Here is a 17,001-nt window from a genome sequence, read left to right on the forward strand (position 1 = left end):
AGACCATCCATGGATAACGACCTGTTTGACGCCACCCTTCTCCGCTCCGCGCTGGAGCGTGCCGGTTCGCACGGATGGCGGCACACCACGGTCGTTGATGCCGCGCGTGATGCCGGGCTGAGCCTCGAGACCGCGCGCAAGCGCTTTGCATGCAAGACCAAGCTGCTGTTCATGCTCGGGCGCCTGGCCGATGAATCCGCCCTGGTGGAAGACGAAACGGAAGGCAGCGTGCGCGACAAACTGTTCGACATGCTCATGCGCAGGCTTGATGTGTTCCAGCAATACCGTGAGGGCGTGCGTAGCGTGCTGCGCGCCCTGCCCACCGACCCTGCTCTGGCCCTGCTGCTCGGTGGGGCCACGCTGGAAAGCATGAAGTGGATCGCCACCGCCGCGGGCGTGGACACCAATGGCCTTGCCGGGGCACTGCGCCTGCAGGCGCTGGTGGGCGCATGGACCCTGACCCTGCGCACATGGGACCGTGATGACAGCGTTGACATGGGCCAGACCATGGCAGCCCTGGAGGAGGCGCTCAAACGCGCGGGCCGCTTTGTCTCCTTCGGGCCTGAAGCTGCGGAACCCACGGCGCCCGCAGGCCACGGCCACGACACCGACCCGCTGGTCGACCTGCCGCTTGAGCCTTCAGCCTGACGTGCCAAGGACACTGTTAAAAATAACTCATTGATAAAACATAATAAAACTTCTGAGCGCCGCCTTTTTTTTCAAAAAGGCGGCATTCTTTTGGAGCTTTTTGAAAAGAGCTTCCCCAAAAACTTCTTTCTGATGGCCCCGATGTTTCGGGGACAGACTTTTCAAACCGCGCCTGAGATATTAGAACAGCATCACGCCGCGCGAATCGCGTGACGTCAGCCTGTTGGGGCGTAGCCAAGTGGTAAGGCAGCGGATTTTGATTCCGCCATGCGGAGGTTCGAACCCTCCCGCCCCAGCCAGTTTCCTTTCTGAAAAAACTGTATGTGACCCTCCGGTCCGTATTTACGGGAGCGCGAAGGGATCTGCCTGCGCTGGAAAATAAAAGTTTTCGGGCGCCACTTTTTTTAAAAAAAGCGGCGTTCTTAAAAGCTTTTTACCCTTACCCGCTACCCGCTACCCGCCACTCGCAGGGCCACCGGGGGCCAGAAAGCATCGGCGATCTCGTTCTGGATCAGCCGCAATTCGCGCTGGATCCAGTCCATGTATTCATGCAGGCCGCGCAGGATGATGTCTTCCACCGTCTGTTCGGCCAGTGTCACGCGCAGTTCCTCCACCCGCTCCAGAATCGGCCCGCAATGGCGTAGCCGGTATTCCCCCGCCAGTGAGCCAAGCACGCTGTAGACACAGCGCAGGCTGGTGGAGAGCGAACGCGGAAACCCGTCATTCTTGAGCAGGAAGCCCACGATATTGGCAGGCGTCATGCCCTCGGGCAGCACGCGGCGAAAGGCGTGGTAAGCCGCCGCCGAACGCAGAACGGAAGTCCACTGGCTCAGGTCGATATCCGATCCCACCCCTTCCCCACTGGGCAGCAGGGTGTGGTATTTGATGTCGATCAGCCGCGTGATCTGGTCCGCGCGCTCAAGGTTTTTGCCCAGCAGGTAGAACAGCCAGGCCTGATCACGGTACAGCGTGCCCTCGGTTATGCCAAAATGGGTCTGGCAGTCCTGCTTGAGCCGCGTGCACAGCGTGGACAGATAGCTTGCCCCCACATCATCAGGCCCGAGGTCCATCGCCCAGCGGGTAAACACGTTGAGGTGCATCCACATCTCGGTCGAGATCAGCGGGCGCAGCACGCGGGCGTTCTCGCGCACGCACCGCGCCATGGATACGATCGAATCCGGGTTATCGGGGTCAATGATGTAGAATTCGACCACGGTGCGCTCGGTCGCCACCTTGTGGCGCAGGAAGAACGTATCCTCATCGGCATTGATGCGGATGACGCTGTCCCATCCCGCATCCATGTTGCTGGCATGCACCGATGTGCCCGTGACCTCGATCAGCCGGGCCATGTTCTCGATGCGCTCCATGTAACGCGCCAGCCACATCGTGCTTTCCGCATAACGCGAGAGCAGGTTGCGCAGGCCCGGCAGCACCGGGGTGGGAAAAACCGAAAGCTGTGTCATGACGCCAGCACCCATGTATCCTTCGCCCCGCCGCCCTGCGAGGAATTGACCACAAGCGACCCCTTGCGCAGCGCCACGCGCGACAGGCCGCCGGGCAGCACCCATGTCTCGCGCCCGGTTACGGCAAAGGGGCGCAGGTCCACATGCCGCGCCTCGACACCGGCAGGGCATAGCGTGGGCGAGACCGACAGGCTGATGACGGGCTGGCTGATGTAATTGGCCGGGTCCGCACGCAGCCTGCCGCGAAAATCCTCCAGCTCGGCCTGTGTGGCATGCGGGCCGATCAGCAGGCCGTAGCCGCCGGATTCGCCCACCGGCTTGACCACAAGGTGCTCAAGGTTGGCCAGCGTATAGGCCAGCCCCTCGGGCTCGGCGCAGATATGCGTCTCCACGTTGGTCAGGATCGGCTCTTCATCAAGGTAGTAGCGGATGATGCGCGGCATGTAGGCATAGACCGCCTTGTCATCGGCCACCCCGGTGCCGATGGCGTTGGCCAGCGTGACATTGCCGCGCCGGTAGGCATCGACCAGACCCGGCACGCCGAGCAGGCTGTCGGGGTTGAACACCTGCGGGTCGAGAAAGTCATCATTGAGCCTGCGATAGATGGAATGGACCGGCTGCAGCCCGGCCACGGTGCGCATGTACACCCGCCCGTCCTCCACGGTCAGGTCACGGCCTTCCACCAGCGGTATGCCCATCTCGCGCGCAAGGAACACATGCTCGAAATAGGCGGCGTTGTAGATGCCCGGCGAGAGCAGGACCACCTGCGGGTCATCCACGCCCGCGGGTGCCACCTCCGCCAGCGCGCGGTGCAGGCGGGGGCCGTATTCATCAACCGGGCGCAGGTCCAGCCCGGAGGCAAGGTCGGGCATGAGGCGCAGCATCATCTGCCGGTCCTCGAGCACATACGACACGCCTGAAGGCGTGCGCGCATTATCCTCAAGCACCAGAAAGCGGCCATCGCGGTCGCGCACGAGATCGGTGCCATTGATGTGCACGTACACCCCGCCGGGCACGTCGAGCCCCACCATGGCCTGACAGTAATTGGCGTTGCCCAGCACCAGCTGCGCCGGGATCACGCCATCACGCAATATGCGCCGCTCGTGATAGATATCGTGCAGGAACAGGTTGATGGCCCTGACGCGCTGCTGCACGCCACGCTCGACATGATCCCACTCGGATGCCGTCAGCACACGGGGAATGACATCGAATGGCAGCACACGGTCGATCGCCTCGCGGTCGGAATAGACGGTAAACGTGATGCCAAGGCGGTAGAACTGCGCCTCGACCGCAGCGGCGCGGCGGCGCAGCTCGGCCAGGTCAAAACGGGCCAGCCGGTCGCGCACCTGTTGCAGCCCGGCGGGCGGGATGTCCTTGCGGTTGAGCAGTTCACAGAAAAAATCCGGGACATCATACGTCGCGAACAGCCCGGCGGCCTGTGCCGCCATCTTCATGTCACTCATGCCCTGCCTCCGTTTGCGGGGAGGAGGATCAGGCGTGAAGGAGTCATGTCCACCCACCTGCTGTTTCATTTCGATCCGTTACTAGCGGAGCAAGAAAATCATCTCTTGCCAAGAACGAATCTGCAATCCCTTCCCTTTCGGGCCAGAATGCCGAAAAAATACAATATTGCTGCCACCGCCAATCCTGATACCGTGGGAGTGGCATACCCACCATGTCAGGACCGTACCATCGCCGGGATCACGATGGCAGGCAGAACAGTTTACCGAGGCTCAGGATTACATGAACGCGCGTGCCATGCTGGTCCACCACACACGCTACCGCTACGACCGGCCTGTTCATCTTGGCCCGCAGACCATCCGCCTGCACCCCCTGCCCGGCTGCGCCCCCCTGCTCGCCCACGGGCTGGAGATCAGCCCCGCGCCCAGCTCGCAGGCCTGGTGCCATGACCCGTTTGGCAACCGCGTTGCCCGAGTCACGTTTGACGAGCGTGTCACGTATTTCGATATTACCGTCCAGCTCACCACCGACCAGACGCCCACAGCACCCCGCCCCCTTGCCATCGCACCTGCCGCCCGGATCTGGACGGCGCAGAGCGTGGATGACAGCCCGTCGCTGATTGCGTACCGGCAACCCGCTCCTACCGATGCCCCGACCCGGCCCACGCCACAACTTGACGCGCTGGTGGAAAAATGGCGCGCGCGTCTGCCCCGCCCCACGGCCGAACTGCTCATGGACCTGACGCGCGCCATCGCAGCCGACATCACCTACCGCATCCGCCCCGAAGCAGGCGTGTGGTCACCCGAGGAAACCCTGGGTCATGCCGCGGGATCATGCCGCGATACCGCATGGCTGCTCATTGCCGTCCTGCGCCGCCTGGGCTTTGCCGCGCGTTTCGTGTCGGGCTACCTGTTCCAGCCCGAGCGCGACGCGCCGGAGCAACTGGGCTGCGAACTCCATGCCTGGGCGCAGGTGCATGTGCCCGGTGCCGGATGGGTGGGGCTGGATACGACATCGGGCCTGCAGGCAACACAGGGGCATGTGGCGCTGGCCGTTGCCCCCCGCCCGCAGCAGGCCGCCCCCGTGAGCGGGCTGCTTGACCAGTGCAAGGCCACCTTCGAGGCGACGATGCACACCACCGTGCTGCCCCCGCACGCCGCATGCGGGACGCTTCGGTCGAGCCTGTCTTCATGAAGCTGTTTTTCTGCCAGTCATGCCAGCAGATCCTGTTTTTCGAGAATACAGCCTGCGAGCGCTGTGGCCACACGCTGGGCTACCTGCCCGAGCAGACCGAACTCAGCGCGCTCGATGCCCTCGGCGGTGATTTGTGGAAACCCCTCGCCGCCCCCGATCAGGCGCGCGCGCTCTGCGCCAACAACGCCCATAGCGCATGCAACTGGCTGGCGCAGCCAGGCCAGGCCTACTGCATCGCCTGCAGTTTCAACCGCACCATCCCCAACCTGTCTGTACCCGGCAATATCGAGCGGTGGCAGAAACTCGAGGTCGCCAAGCACCGGCTGTTCTATAGCCTGCTGCGGCTCGGCCTGCCGCTGCGCAACCGCAGGCAGGACCCCGAGGGCGGGCTGGCCTTTGATTTTCTGGACAGCCAGCCTGATGGCACGCCCGCCATGACCGGGCACATGAATGGCATCATCACCATCGCCATCCATGAGGCCGATGATGCCCAGCGCGAACGCCTGCGGCTGGAAATGGGGGAATATTACCGCACCCTGCTCGGCCATTTCCGCCACGAGATCGGCCATTATTACTGGAACGTGCTCATCCGCGATGCGGGGCCCGAACGCCAGGCCACCTGCCGCGCGGTGTTTGGCGATGACCGGCGCGACTATGGCGCAAGCCTCGAGGCCTATTACGCCGCCCCCCCCGGCACCACATGGCAGGGGCGGTATGTCAGCCAGTATGCCACCTCCCACCCGTGGGAGGACTTTGCCGAGACATGGGCGCATTACCTGCACATCATCTCGACACTGGAGACCGCCTGGGCCTATGGCATGTCGCTCAACGCGCGCGGCGCACAGGCTCCGCCGCTACGCGCCAGCGTCACGCGCGACCCCTATACCGAGATGACCTTTGACGAAATCACGCAGGGCTGGCTGCCGCTGACCTATGCCGTCAACAGCCTCAACCGCTCCATGGGGCTGCCGGATTTCTACCCTTTCGTGCTCACGCCCGACATCCTGCGCAAGCTTGCCTTCATCCACGATTTGATACGCGAGAGCCGCGTGGGGTAGTCGGCACGGTTTTGTAAGAAAAACTGCCGGATGCCGCCTTTTTGAAAAAAGCTTCACCAAAAACTTTTGTCATTCCCCTTCAGCCTCACCGAGCACGATGGCGTGCGCACCGGCATGCATGCCGCGGCAGCACGCCCGCAGGGTCGAGATGAAATTGGACAGCAGCGGCACATGCTGGCCCGCGCGCATGGCAATGGCCAGTTCCGCCCGCGGCGCCTTGGCGCCGAGCGAATGATAGGTCACGCCGCCGGAATGGATCTGGTGCAGCGAACGCGGCACGACCGAAACCCCGAGCCCCGCCGCAACCAGCGGCACGGTCGAGGCGATCTGCGGGGCCTGCTGGCCCATGCGCGGCGTAAAGCCCGCATTGTGGCAGGCAGACAGGATGGCATCATGAAAGCCCGGCCCCAGTTCACGCGGGAAGATGATGAAAGGTTCATCGGCCAGCATTTCAAGTTCCAGATGCCTGTAGACAGCCAGAGGGTGCCCCTTGGGCAGCGCCACGACCGTCTCCTCCTCCAGCAGTGGCGAGACCAGCAGCCCCGCCCCATCGGGCACCGGCGGGCGCACGATGGCGATATCGATCGCGCGGTCATGCAGCGCCTTGCGCAGGGCGGGAGTGTTACTTTCCTCAAGGTAGATGGTCACATCGGGCCACACTTCACGGAAGCGGCGCACGGTCAGCGGAATCATGGGCAGCAGCGAGACCGCGCCCGCCAGCCCCACGCGGATATGCCCCTTCTCGCCCCGCGCCAGCCCCGTGGCGGTGGCGATGAACTGCTGCTGCATGCCCAGAAGCGCGCGGGCCTGATCAAGCAGCACAAGGCCGATATCGGTCAGCTTGACGCCACGCGTCAGGCGCTGGAACAGCAGAACGCCGAGTTCATTTTCCAACTGCTTGATCTGCTGGCTCAGAGGTGGCTGTTCCATGCCTAGCTGCTCTGCAGCCCGCGTGAAGCTCCCGTTCTCGGCAACCGCCACGAAATATCGTAAATGCCTTAAATCCATATCCCATATAAATTATATATGGGAATCTCCTTCAATATATATTTGACGAAATAACATGCCATGCGCCACGTTTCGCGCCAACCGTGCTGAGGATGAGTATCCCCTGATGAAAATTGGCCTGTTCATTCCGTGTTATATCGACGCTTTCTATCCCGATGCCGGGATTGCCACGCTGGAGCTGCTGGAAAAACTGGGGCAGGATGTCGAATATCCGCTGGACCAGACCTGCTGTGGCCAGCCCATGGGCAACTCCGGCTGCAACTCGGATGCCGCAGCAGCGGAAGCGCTGTTCGTGCGCAACTTCGCCAGATACGACAAGATCGTCATGCCCTCAGGCAGCTGCACGCACCATGTGCGTGACAATTTCGATGCAATTCCCCAGACGGATGAAGTCCGCCACGTGCGTGAGAACACCTATGAACTGGTGGAATTCCTGCACGATATCCTGAAGGTCGATGCCTTCCCCTGGGCCGAGTTCAACCACACCGTGGGCCTGCACAACAGCTGCGGCACGCTGCGCGCGCTGCGCACGGCCAGCATGTCGGAACTGGGCGAAAAGCCCTTCTCCAAGCCGATGGACCTGCTGAGCAAGGTCAAGGGCATCCGCTTCGCCACCCCCAAGCGGCCTGATGAATGCTGCGGATTCGGCGGCACCTTCTCGGTCACGGAAGAGGCCGTGTCGGCCAAGATGGGCGTGGACAAGGTGCGCGACCACCATCAGGCAGGCGCGGAATACATCGTCTCGGCTGATTCCTCGTGCATCATGCACCAGCAGGGCTGCGCCGAGCGCGCGGGCGTGCCGATCCGCTTCATTCACATTGCGCAGATCCTCAACGGAGCATCCCAATGAGCGACAAGCCCGTCAATCACGCCAGGGCGGCGGAGCACTTCATCGAGGATACGCCCCACCTGCAGTTCCATGATGAACGCCTGTGGGACATGCGCCAGAAGCGCGATGCCCAGATGCACATCCTGCCCGAGTGGCAGGAACTGCGCGAGGAAGCCTCGCGCATTAAGGAACACACGCTCTCACGCCTGCCCGAATACCTTGAGCAGTTCGAGACCAATGCCAGGAAGAACGGCATTCACGTGCACTGGGCGCGCGACGGGGCGGAGCACAACCGCATCGTGGGCGAGATCCTCAAGGCCCATAACGCGCGCAACCTGATCAAGAGCAAGTCCATGGTCACCGAAGAGTGTGACATGCGGCCCTATCTTGCCAAGCAGGGCGTGACCGTAACCGAAACCGACCTTGGCGAGCGCATCCAGCAGCTTGATGACCAGCTGCCCAGCCACATCGTGGTGCCGGCAGTGCACAAGCTGACTGCGGATGTGGCGAAGATCTTCGCCAAGGACTATCACACCGACCCCGAAATCCGCGATCCGCACCTGCTTGCCGAGGCCCAGCGCCAGGCGGCCCGCCCCGTGATCCTGCATGCCGATGCAGGCATGACCGGCGGCAACTTCGTGGTGGCGGAAACCGGCACGTTTGTGGTGTGCACCAATGAAGGCAATGCCGACCTGAGTGCCACGGTGCCCAACCTGCACATCGCCACCATCGGCATCGAGCGCCTCGTGCCGCGCATGGCGGATATGGGCGTGTTCATCCGCCTGCTCTCGCGCAGCGCGCTCGGCTCGCCCATTACGCAGTACACCACCCATTTCCGTGGCCCGCAGAAGGGGGGCGAGATGCATGTGGTGCTCGTCGATAACGGGCGTTCCGCACGCCTGGGCATGGAAGATTTCTGGACCTCGCTCAAATGCATCCGCTGCGGCGCGTGCATGAACACCTGCCCGGTCTATCGCCGCTCGGGCGGGCTGTCCTATGGCGCGGTATATTCCGGCCCGATCGGCGCGATCATCGACCCGACCTTCAACGAGCGCAAATACAGCACCCTGCCCTATGCCTCCACGCTGAACGGCAGCTGCACCAATGTCTGCCCGGTCAAGATCAACATTCACGAGCAGCTGTACAAATGGCGCCGCGTGCTGGTGCAGCACCACGAGATGCCGTTCGTAAAGCGCGAGATCATGCACATGGCGGGCAAGCTGATGGGTCAGCCCAGGATGTACCGCGCCGCCATCAAGGCCACCGAGGTCTCGCTCAGCACCATGCCGCGCTTCGTGCTCTATAACTGGCTCAACCCGTGGGGCAAGCACCGCGAAAACCCCCATCCGGTCAAGCAGACCTTCAATGACTGGTATCGCAAGAACCGCGAGACCGCAGCAAAGCCCGCCGCCGCACCGGAGACCAAGAAATGAGCACCGCACGCGACGAGATCCTGCAGGCCCTGCGGGCCAACCGCCCCACGCCGGAAAACCATCCGCTGCCGCCGGTAGCCACCCTTGGTGACCTTGATGCCAGCCGTGAGCGCTTCATCACCAGCCTCAAGATCCTGGGCGGTGACGTGCTCGAGCCGGTGGAGGGTGAAACGCTGGATCAGGCAATCCTGCGCCGCCACCCCGATGCCAAGGTGATCTGCTCCAACGTGCCCGAGGCACGCGGCACGCTGCCGGTCGAGAAGGTGAAGACCCCGCAGGATGCCGCCACCATCGACGTAACCGTGGTGCGCGCGCCCTTCGGCATTGCGGAAATGGGTTCGATCTTCCTGAGCGAGGCGCAGCTACCCATCAACTCGTTTGCCCATCTGGGCCAGCATATCGTGGTGCTGCTATCGGTTGATCAGCTGACCGCCAACATGCACACCGCCTATCAGGAGCGGCCCGAATTCAAGACCGCCAATTATGGCGTGCTGATGAGCGGCCCCTCCGCCACGGCGGATATTCAGGGCGTCCTGATCCGTGGCGCACAGGGCGTGCGTTCGCTTTCGGTCTGGTTTACCTGATTGCAAAAACGGCTCCTTCCGCGCAGGAAGGGGCCGGACATCAGAAGGTCAGACGGCTTTTTTCAGGTTCGGGCTGGCCTTGAAACGCACAGTCTTGCCTGCCTTGACCTTGACCGGCTCGCCCGTGCGCGGGTTGAGCGCCTTGCGGGCCTTGGTCTTCTTGACCGTAAACGTGCCAAAAGACGGCAGGGTGAAACCACCCTCGCGCTTCAGTTCCTTGACAATGGCGGCAATCAGGTCAGATGCGGCCTGATTGGCCGCAACGCCAGTGCAATCGATCGAATCCTGAATGACGGCTGCAATGAAGGCCTTACTCATCGGAACTGACTACTCCTTCCGGGCTGGAAATGAATTTCGTAAATATCCTGCACCCGTCTTGAAAACAGGCCAGTTGCCCCACCGGGCCGGACGGTCGCGGCTTGTAACCTGATGACTGAGGTTAGACCAGCAATTTTTTGTTATCACATGAAAATTATCGCTGATATGCGCAGCAATAACCGGCTGAATTCATAAAATCGCAGTCTTGGGCATCGATATATACGGTCATGAAAACTTCATATCGATAAGGCATCATCAGGAATTGATTTGAAATTAACCCATTGATGAAAAAAGATAAAATTTTACAGGAATTTTCTTTTTTTAAAAAAAGCCATGTTGTCTGAAGCTTTTTGAAAAAAAGCTTTACCAAAACTTCTTTTAATTTGCCGGATCTCGCATCAGCAGGCTGTTCTGACCACCTGCAGGGAAGCGTACAGGCTTGTTGGAGGGGGCGATTCCGCCCCCCGGTGTCAGCTTTTGAAATTCTGCGTCTTGAGGTCGGTCACGCCTACGAAGGTGATCTGGGTCTTGTCATCAAGGCTGACGGTTGTATTGCCCCCGCTGATGGTGGCCTGGTCGAGCATGGACTGGATGGAAGCCGGAGTCGCATCATAACCGGACAGGAGAATGGCGTTACCGGCCGACTTGCCAAAATCCTGGATGATGTCGGTGCCACCACCCTTGCCCTTGATGAATTCGAATTCGGTCGCGCCACTACCGCCCACAAGCGTATCGTTGCCCATGCCGCCCACAAGCGTGCTGCTGCCCTTGCCCCCTACAAGCAGATCATTGCCACTGCCTGCCACGGCATAGACTGCGCCTGCGGTTCCGCCATCAAGCGTTTCGTTGCCGCTACCGGCATAATACGTGGCCCTGCCGCTGGTGGTGGCGGTCAGGTCCACCCCTGCCGCGCCAAAAATGGTGGCGCTGCTGCCTGTTACGGTGTCGGCCACAAGCATGGGCGTGCTCGCGCTGATAAAGGTCAGTGCGGCCGACTGGCTGGCGTTGATCGTGCTGTCATCAAGGTCCTGCACCACCAGCGCGGTACCGGCATTGATGGTATCATGCGCGCCGCCATTGATGGTGACGGTCGCGTTGTCCGACCTGCTGTTGAAGAAACCATCGCTATCTGCGGTATTGACCGTATCGTATTCGGTATCCTGCACCACGACGCCATTGTACACATCGAGCGTGCTCTCAGCGCCACTGAACTGCGTGGCGGTACCGGTCACTGCGCCGGGAGCGGTCCAGTCGCCGGTCACGGTGGGGGTGCTGTCATAGGCATAGATGGTATCCGTGCCGCCCATGGTGTGGATGACATCCTGCCCCGTTCCGCTGAGGAAGAACGTGTCGCCCGCAGCAGCATAATAATCCACATTGCCTGAACCGCCGGCATAGACCACCGTGCCGTCATCGCCATCCATCACATTGGTCGAACCAGACCCGCCCTGGATGTTGATCGTCTGGTCGAGCACGCCGTTCGTCTCGCTGCCAATCTCCACCGTGCCGGCAGTAACATTGTAAGTGCCTGCTTTGGCCAGTGTCTCGATACGACCGTCCGAATCCTGCCTGAGCGCCCCGTCAATGGCAACCACGCCCACGGCCTGGGCGGCCAGCACCGCCCCCCAGGCGGGGTTGCTGCCATCCCCTTCCAGTGAGGTGATTTCGTTGGGGGATATCCCTTCATCAAGGGCATTCCGGGCATTCTGCGCCGCGTTCTGCTGCAGATCCTGCATCAACCCGGTCGTGTCCTGGTTAAGCCCCAGCGTGAGCCCGGTGGCACCGGCTACGGTCACGTATCCCATTCATTCCGTTCCTTGTCTCACGGCGGCAGGAACCGGCCTCGCCGCAGATGATCCGCTGCCCCTCCCTGCCGGTCAGACCGGGGGAAGCATTCTTTCAGGACCGTATTTGTCAGGAATGGGTTAAGAAATTCGGAATCAGGATTGATCTAAATCAATCCCGTGGCACGCGCTGCTCCAGTTCTTCTAGCCACAGTCTGGCATTGCCATCCGATGGCGCGCGCCAGTCCCCACGCGGCGACAGCGCGCCACCAGCCACCACCTTCGGCCCGTTGGGCATGGCCGAGCGCTTGAACTGGCTGAAACCAAAGAAACGGTTAAGGAACACCCCCAGCCAGTGGCGTATTTCCGCCAGGGTGTAAGTCCGCCTGCCATCGGCGGGGAAACCGGGAGGCCAGTCCCCACCCACCCCATTGCCCCAGGCATGCAGCGCCATGAACGCGATCTTGGAAGGGCGGAAGCCATGGCGCAGCACATGAAACAGGGTGAAATCCTGCAATGCATAAGGCCCGATCAGCGATTCCGTGCTCTGCACCGCCTGCGTTGCGGTGGCGGGCACCAGTTCGGGTGAGATCTCGGTGCGCAGGATGGCCTCGAGCACCGTGCAGGTACGCGCCTGCTCGCGCCCGCTGGCCATGACCCAGCGGATCAGGTGCTGGATCAGGGTCTTGGGCAGCCCTGCATTGACGTTGTAATGCGCCATCTGGTCGCCCACGCCATAGGTGCACCACCCCAGCGCCAGCTCCGACAGGTCGCCCGTGCCGATCACGATCCCGCCTGACTGGTTGGCCAGCCGGAACAGGAAGTCGGTCCGCAGGCCCGCCTGCACGTTCTCGAAAGTTACATCATATACCGCCTCGCCCGCGGCGAAGGGATGGCCCATCTGCTCAAGCATGAGGCGGGCTGCGGGGCGGATGTCGATCTCGCGCGCCTGCACGCCAAGAGCCGCCATGAGTTCATGCGCGTTGTCGCGCGTGGCCCCTGTCGTGCCAAAACCTGGCATGGTGTAGCCCAGCACCGCCTGCCGCCCCAGCCCGCATTCCTCCGCCGCGCGGGCAGCCACAAGCAGCGCATGGGTGGAATCCAGCCCCCCCGATACGCCAATGACCAGCGTTCTGGCGCGTGAAGCGAGCAGGCGGCGCTTGAGTGCGGTGACCTGAATGGTAAACGCCTCATAGCAGTCCTGATCGAGCAGCGCCGGGTCACTGGGCACGAAGGGAAAGCGCGGAATATCGCGCTGCAAGCCCAGCGGGGTTGCAGGCGGGGTGATGGACAGGTCGATGTGCCGCCACGCGCCAACCGCCACCTGGGCACGGTTATCGGCAAAGGTGCCCATGCGCAGGCGTTCCTGGCGCAGCAGGTCAAGATCCACATCGGCCATAAGCGTGACCTGCCCTGCGGGGAAACGCTCGCTTTGGGCCAGTGTGGTACCATTTTCAAAAATCGAGGTCTGCCCGTCCCATGCCACATCGGTGGTGGACTCGCCCTCGCCCGCCGCCGCATAGACATAGGCGCACAGGCAGCGTGCCGAGTGCGACTGGCACAGCAGCGTGCGCGTACGCGCCTTGCCTACCGTGATGTTGCTGGCCGAAAGATTGGCAATGACCGTAGCCCCGGCCAGAGCGGCATCGACGCCTGGGGGGTGAGGCACCCACATGTCCTCGCAGATCTCGGCAGCCACGACCAGCCCCTGCACCGCAAGCGCGTGGAACAGCAGGTCGGTGCCAAACGGCACAACCTCGCCGCCAAGGGTGACCACGCCACCGCGCAGCCCGGCGCCAGGCGTGAACTGCCGCGCCTCGTAAAACTCGCGGTAATTGGGCAGGTAGGATTTGGGCACCACGCCGACCACGCGCCCGTCATGCAGGGCGATGGCGCAGTTATACAGCGCATCCCCCACCGCCAGCGGCGCGCCGACCAGCACCAGCGGCAGCAGGCCCGCCGTCTGCCCGGCCAGCCAGCCAATCGCCTCCCGCACGCCATCAAGCAGCACATCCTGCTGGCGCAAATCATCAATGGCGTAGCCTGACAGCCCGAGTTCGGGGAACACGGCCAGCACGGCCCCCGCCTCGTGGCAGGCACTAATGGCGTGGTGCGTGCGGCGGGCGTTTTCCATCGGGTCAGCAAGGGCCACGGGCAGCGTGCAGGCCGCCACCCGGGCAAATCCATGATGGTACAGGCTATGAAAACCTGCCGTATCCGTGCCGTCTTTCATGGGCTGCCTCCCGCCTGATCTGCGCGCAACCCCGCTCGGGTCGCGACCGCGCCGGGGCCAAAATAACGTATTGCGATGAACCCGTCGCCCTCTGGCGCATTGTTAGGGGGCGGATGTCATGCCCGCGTCTGTCACAACATCGATCGGAAGGAACCGGATCATGGACCTGTTACGCTGGACCATCACATTCCTTGTTCTCGCCCTGATCGCCGCGGTTTTTGGCTTCGGCGGCATTTCGGACACGTTTGCCTATTTCGGCAAGGTGCTCTTCTTCATTTTCATCGTGCTGTTCATCCTTGGATTGTTTTTCGGCCGCGGCCGCGGAACTTCGCCCTGATCCGTAACCCCCGGCGCACGACAGGGATCAGCGCCAGCGCGTAGATCCCGCCCATCGCCGCCATGGAAAGCGGCACGCCGGGCACAAGATAGGTTGCCGCGTCGCACGGCTTGGCCGGGCTACGCGGCATGGAAGCCAGACGCTGCGCGAAACTGCCGCCATGAAACGTGGGCGCGCGGCATTCGGGCAGCGGACTGGACCACCAGCCCTGTTCCACGCCTACATGCAGCCCACCAAGAAAAGCTGCCACAAGCAGCACCGGCATGCACAGCCACAGCGCGCCACGCGCCGCATCACGCGGCAGCACGAGGCCCAGCAACCCCAGCCCCGCCAGCACCCGATAGGGCCAGCGCTCCCACAGGCACAGTCCGCAGGGCACATGGCCCAGCGTGTACTCACTCCACCACGCAACGCCAAGGGCAGCACACCCGGCCAGTACCATCAATAAAGCAGTTGAACGCATGAGCGGTTACGACCGCCCCGCAACAGGTGCCGCCTCAAGTGCCTGCAGGAAATCAGCCGCCCAGCTTATGGCCGTGGTGCTGCTCACCTCCTGCTCCAGCGCCTGCCAGCGCGTGCGCCGCTCCGCCAGCCCCATGGTCAGGGCGGCGTGCAGGGCATCGGCAATCTCATCGGGGTCATACGGATTGACCAGAATGCCTTCATCCATTTCCGGCGCGGCACCGGCAAAATGCGACAGGATCAGCACGCCCGGATTGGCCGGGTTCTGTGCTGCCACGTATTCCTTGGCCACGAGGTTCATGCCATCGCGCAGCGGCGTGATCAGGGCGGCTTCGGCCCGGCGGTAGAACCCGGCCAGCACCTCACGCGCCAGCGGGCGGGTAATGTAGCGGATCGGCGTCCAGTCAAATTCGGAATACGCACCATTGATCCGCCCGGTCAGCTCATCAAGCTGGCGACGGAGCTGGCGGTATTCCTCCACGCTGCCGCGCGAGATGGGAGCGACCTGCAGGAAGGTCACCTTGCCCCGATGCTCGGGGTAGCGCGCAAGCAGCGCCTCATAACCGCGAAACCGCTCTGGCAGGCCCTTGGAATAATCCAGCCGGTCCACGCCCAGCACCAGCTTGGCGCCGCGCAGGCTGCCTTCAAGCCGTTCGACCTCCGGGCCTTCCATGCTCTTTTCAGCCTGTGCGCGGAACTCATCGGGGTCAATGCCGATGGGGAAAGCCTGCCCGCGCGCGGCAAGGCCATTGACCTGAAGGGAATGGTTGAGGTTCTCGGCATCCTCGGGCGTCTGCACGCCAATCAGGTCGTAGCTCTGCATGTCCTCGAGCAGCAGGTCGGCACCGGGCAGCGAGCGCACGAGGCTCCATGGCGGGAACGGAATATGCAGGAAGAAGCCGATGCGGCACTTCACCCCAAGGTCACGCAACGCCTGCCCGAGCGGGAACAGGTGGTAGTCATGCACCCAGATCGTGTCATCAGGCCTGAGCAGGGGCAGCAGCGTGCGGGCGAACATGGCGTTGACCGCCAGATAGGTCTTCCAGTCCGTGCGGGAATAGTTCATCAGCCCGACACGGTAATGGAATAGCGGCCACAGGATGCCGTTGGAGAAATTCTGGTAGAACCCCTCATACTGCAACGGGGTCAGGTCAATGGTGGCGTAGGTGACGTTATCGACCTTGTCGAGCCGGGGCACCGGGTCGCCGCCATGCAGTTGCACCTGCTTGCCCGACCAGCCAAACCAGAGCGATTCCCCCTCGCGCAACGCATCTTTCAGCCCCACCGCCAGCCCGCCGGCGGGCTGGCTGCGCTCACGTGGGGAAGGCACGCGGTTGGATACGATAATCAGCCGCCCCATGCGCCATCCCCCCCCTGTGCCAACCGGGCCAGCCATGCACGGAAGGCCGTCGGATCAGGAAAATCATTGGGAATGCGAAAGCCCACGCCACCGAGGCTGACCGCGGCCCGCATGCCATCCTCATCGGTCACGTCATCGCCCACGAAAATGGGCAGGCGGCCTGCAAAGGGCGCGCTTTTCATCACCGCTTCGACCGCATGGCCCTTGTCAATGCCAGCGGGGCGGATTTCCCACGCCATCTTGGCGGCCTGCACATGAAACGCGCCGTTGGTGGCGCCAACCCATTCATCCGCGATCCGGCCAAGGGCCGGACCCGCATCGGGCGCGCCGCGGTAATGCAGCACCAGCCCTGCCTTCTTGTGCTCGATCCTTACGCCAGGATGGGCCGCGGCCAGCTTCTCCGCCTCATCCATCCATGCCTGGGGCACCGGAGGCAGCGCTGCGCGCTCAATGACCTGGCCCGGCGCATGGCGGATGGCGATGCCATGCTCGCCCGCTACGGCATAAGGCACATCAGGCAGGAAATGGTCGATCTGCTCGATGGGGCGACCCGAAATGACCGCGAGCGCATTACCGCATTTATCGCGCAGGCGGCACAATGTATCGCGCAGGCCGGGCGCCACGACCACGGATTCGGGCGTGGGCGCGATATCCACCAGCGTGCCGTCAAAGTCCAGAAGGAAGGCCGCCCGCGCGGGAGGCGGCAGCCGATCGAGCGAAGGGAGGGAGGGTGTCTTGCTCATGGTAGGTCTAGCCTCTGGCAAAGCGGGATAATACGCAAGCCCACAAGCTGCTGGACAGGGCTGCAGCATTTATACGACACAAATTA

16 protein-coding genes and 1 tRNA gene are annotated in these 17,001 nt (G+C 62.6%); 8 read left to right on the forward strand and 9 right to left on the reverse strand.

Annotated elements, in window-relative coordinates:
- Window positions 1-9: 9 nt before the first annotated feature.
- Both FMA36_RS03880 and FMA36_RS03885 read left to right on the forward strand, forming a co-directional pair.
- On the forward strand, window positions 10-648 hold the full coding sequence (locus FMA36_RS03880; protein WP_159260977.1) for a TetR family transcriptional regulator: 639 nt from the start codon (window positions 10-12) through the stop codon (window positions 646-648).
- Between the two features lie 224 nt (window positions 649-872).
- Window positions 873-947: transfer RNA gene (locus FMA36_RS03885), tRNA-Gln, on the forward strand.
- Between the two features lie 147 nt (window positions 948-1,094).
- On the opposite strand, the gene FMA36_RS03890 is transcribed toward FMA36_RS03885, so the two are convergent.
- The gene (locus FMA36_RS03890) at window positions 1,095-2,126 is read right to left on the reverse strand and encodes an alpha-E domain-containing protein (RefSeq protein ID WP_159260979.1); all 1,032 of its coding nucleotides are present in this window, start codon (window positions 2,124-2,126) and stop codon (window positions 1,095-1,097) included.
- Entirely contained in the window at window positions 2,108-3,574 is a 1,467-nt protein-coding gene (locus tag FMA36_RS03895; RefSeq protein ID WP_159260981.1) for a circularly permuted type 2 ATP-grasp protein, read from the reverse strand. The genes FMA36_RS03890 and FMA36_RS03895 overlap by 19 nt, the downstream gene beginning before the upstream one ends.
- A gap of 280 nt (window positions 3,575-3,854) precedes the next feature.
- Here FMA36_RS03895 and FMA36_RS03900 point away from each other — a divergent pair, with 280 nt between their 5' ends.
- Both FMA36_RS03900 and FMA36_RS03905 read left to right on the forward strand, forming a co-directional pair.
- Window positions 3,855-4,766, forward strand: a complete 912-nt coding sequence (locus tag FMA36_RS03900) for a transglutaminase family protein (RefSeq protein WP_159260982.1) — start codon at window positions 3,855-3,857, stop codon at window positions 4,764-4,766.
- Entirely contained in the window at window positions 4,763-5,824 is a 1,062-nt protein-coding gene (locus FMA36_RS03905; protein WP_159263581.1) for a zinc-binding metallopeptidase family protein, read from the forward strand. The genes FMA36_RS03900 and FMA36_RS03905 overlap by 4 nt, the downstream gene beginning before the upstream one ends.
- A 69-nt stretch (window positions 5,825-5,893) precedes the next feature.
- Here the strand turns inward: FMA36_RS03905 and FMA36_RS03910 are convergent, their stop codons facing one another.
- Window positions 5,894-6,832 carry a LysR family transcriptional regulator gene (locus tag FMA36_RS03910; protein ID WP_159260984.1) on the reverse strand — a complete coding sequence of 313 codons (939 nt, stop codon included), beginning with the start codon at window positions 6,830-6,832 and terminating at the stop codon, window positions 5,894-5,896.
- Window positions 6,833-6,938: 106 nt separating this feature from the next.
- On the opposite strand from FMA36_RS03910, the gene FMA36_RS03915 reads away from it, so the two are divergent.
- The 3 genes from FMA36_RS03915 to FMA36_RS03925 are packed head-to-tail and all read left to right on the forward strand — an operon-like array spanning window position 6,939 to window position 9,678.
- Complete coding sequence (locus FMA36_RS03915) at window positions 6,939-7,682, forward strand: (Fe-S)-binding protein (protein WP_159260986.1); 744 nt, start codon at window positions 6,939-6,941, stop codon at window positions 7,680-7,682.
- Window positions 7,679-9,094, forward strand: a complete 1,416-nt coding sequence (locus FMA36_RS03920; RefSeq protein WP_159260988.1) for a lactate utilization protein B — start codon at window positions 7,679-7,681, stop codon at window positions 9,092-9,094. The genes FMA36_RS03915 and FMA36_RS03920 overlap by 4 nt, the downstream gene beginning before the upstream one ends.
- Window positions 9,091-9,678, forward strand: a complete 588-nt coding sequence (locus FMA36_RS03925; protein WP_159260990.1) for a LutC/YkgG family protein — start codon at window positions 9,091-9,093, stop codon at window positions 9,676-9,678. Before FMA36_RS03920 ends, FMA36_RS03925 begins: the two co-directional genes overlap by 4 nt.
- A 48-nt stretch (window positions 9,679-9,726) precedes the next feature.
- Here the strand turns inward: FMA36_RS03925 and FMA36_RS03930 are convergent, their stop codons facing one another.
- The 3 genes from FMA36_RS03930 to FMA36_RS03940 all read right to left on the reverse strand — a co-directional run bounded on the left by FMA36_RS03930 (window position 9,727) and on the right by FMA36_RS03940 (window position 14,013).
- Complete coding sequence (locus FMA36_RS03930; RefSeq protein WP_010514654.1) at window positions 9,727-9,996, reverse strand: HU family DNA-binding protein; 270 nt, start codon at window positions 9,994-9,996, stop codon at window positions 9,727-9,729.
- Between the two features lie 470 nt (window positions 9,997-10,466).
- Window positions 10,467-11,801 (reverse strand): calcium-binding protein, encoded by a 1,335-nt coding sequence (locus FMA36_RS03935; protein ID WP_159260992.1) that lies wholly within the window; start codon window positions 11,799-11,801, stop codon window positions 10,467-10,469.
- Window positions 11,802-11,952: 151 nt separating this feature from the next.
- A complete protein-coding gene (locus FMA36_RS03940) occupies window positions 11,953-14,013 on the reverse strand; it encodes an NAD(+) synthase (protein ID WP_159260994.1) in 2,061 nt (686 codons plus the stop codon).
- Between the two features lie 160 nt (window positions 14,014-14,173).
- Between FMA36_RS03940 and FMA36_RS03945 the strand changes: the two genes are divergently transcribed.
- A complete protein-coding gene (locus FMA36_RS03945) occupies window positions 14,174-14,350 on the forward strand; it encodes a DUF1328 domain-containing protein (RefSeq protein ID WP_078526178.1) in 177 nt (58 codons plus the stop codon).
- Here FMA36_RS03945 and FMA36_RS03950 read toward each other — a convergent pair.
- The 3 genes from FMA36_RS03950 to otsB are packed head-to-tail and all read right to left on the reverse strand — an operon-like array spanning window position 14,304 to window position 16,915.
- Entirely contained in the window at window positions 14,304-14,813 is a 510-nt protein-coding gene (locus FMA36_RS03950; RefSeq protein WP_159260996.1) for a disulfide bond formation protein B, read from the reverse strand. The genes FMA36_RS03945 and FMA36_RS03950 overlap by 47 nt on opposite strands.
- Before the next feature lie 6 nt (window positions 14,814-14,819).
- The gene (locus FMA36_RS03955; RefSeq protein WP_159260998.1) at window positions 14,820-16,172 is read right to left on the reverse strand and encodes an alpha,alpha-trehalose-phosphate synthase (UDP-forming); all 1,353 of its coding nucleotides are present in this window, start codon (window positions 16,170-16,172) and stop codon (window positions 14,820-14,822) included.
- Entirely contained in the window at window positions 16,160-16,915 is a 756-nt protein-coding gene (gene otsB, locus FMA36_RS03960; protein WP_159261000.1) for a trehalose-phosphatase, read from the reverse strand. Before otsB ends, FMA36_RS03955 begins: the two co-directional genes overlap by 13 nt.
- Between the last annotated feature and the right edge of the window lie 86 nt (window positions 16,916-17,001).

This window comes from Komagataeibacter xylinus, assembly GCF_009834365.1.
In the GTDB taxonomy this organism is placed as follows: Bacteria; Pseudomonadota; Alphaproteobacteria; order Acetobacterales; family Acetobacteraceae; genus Komagataeibacter; species Komagataeibacter xylinus_D.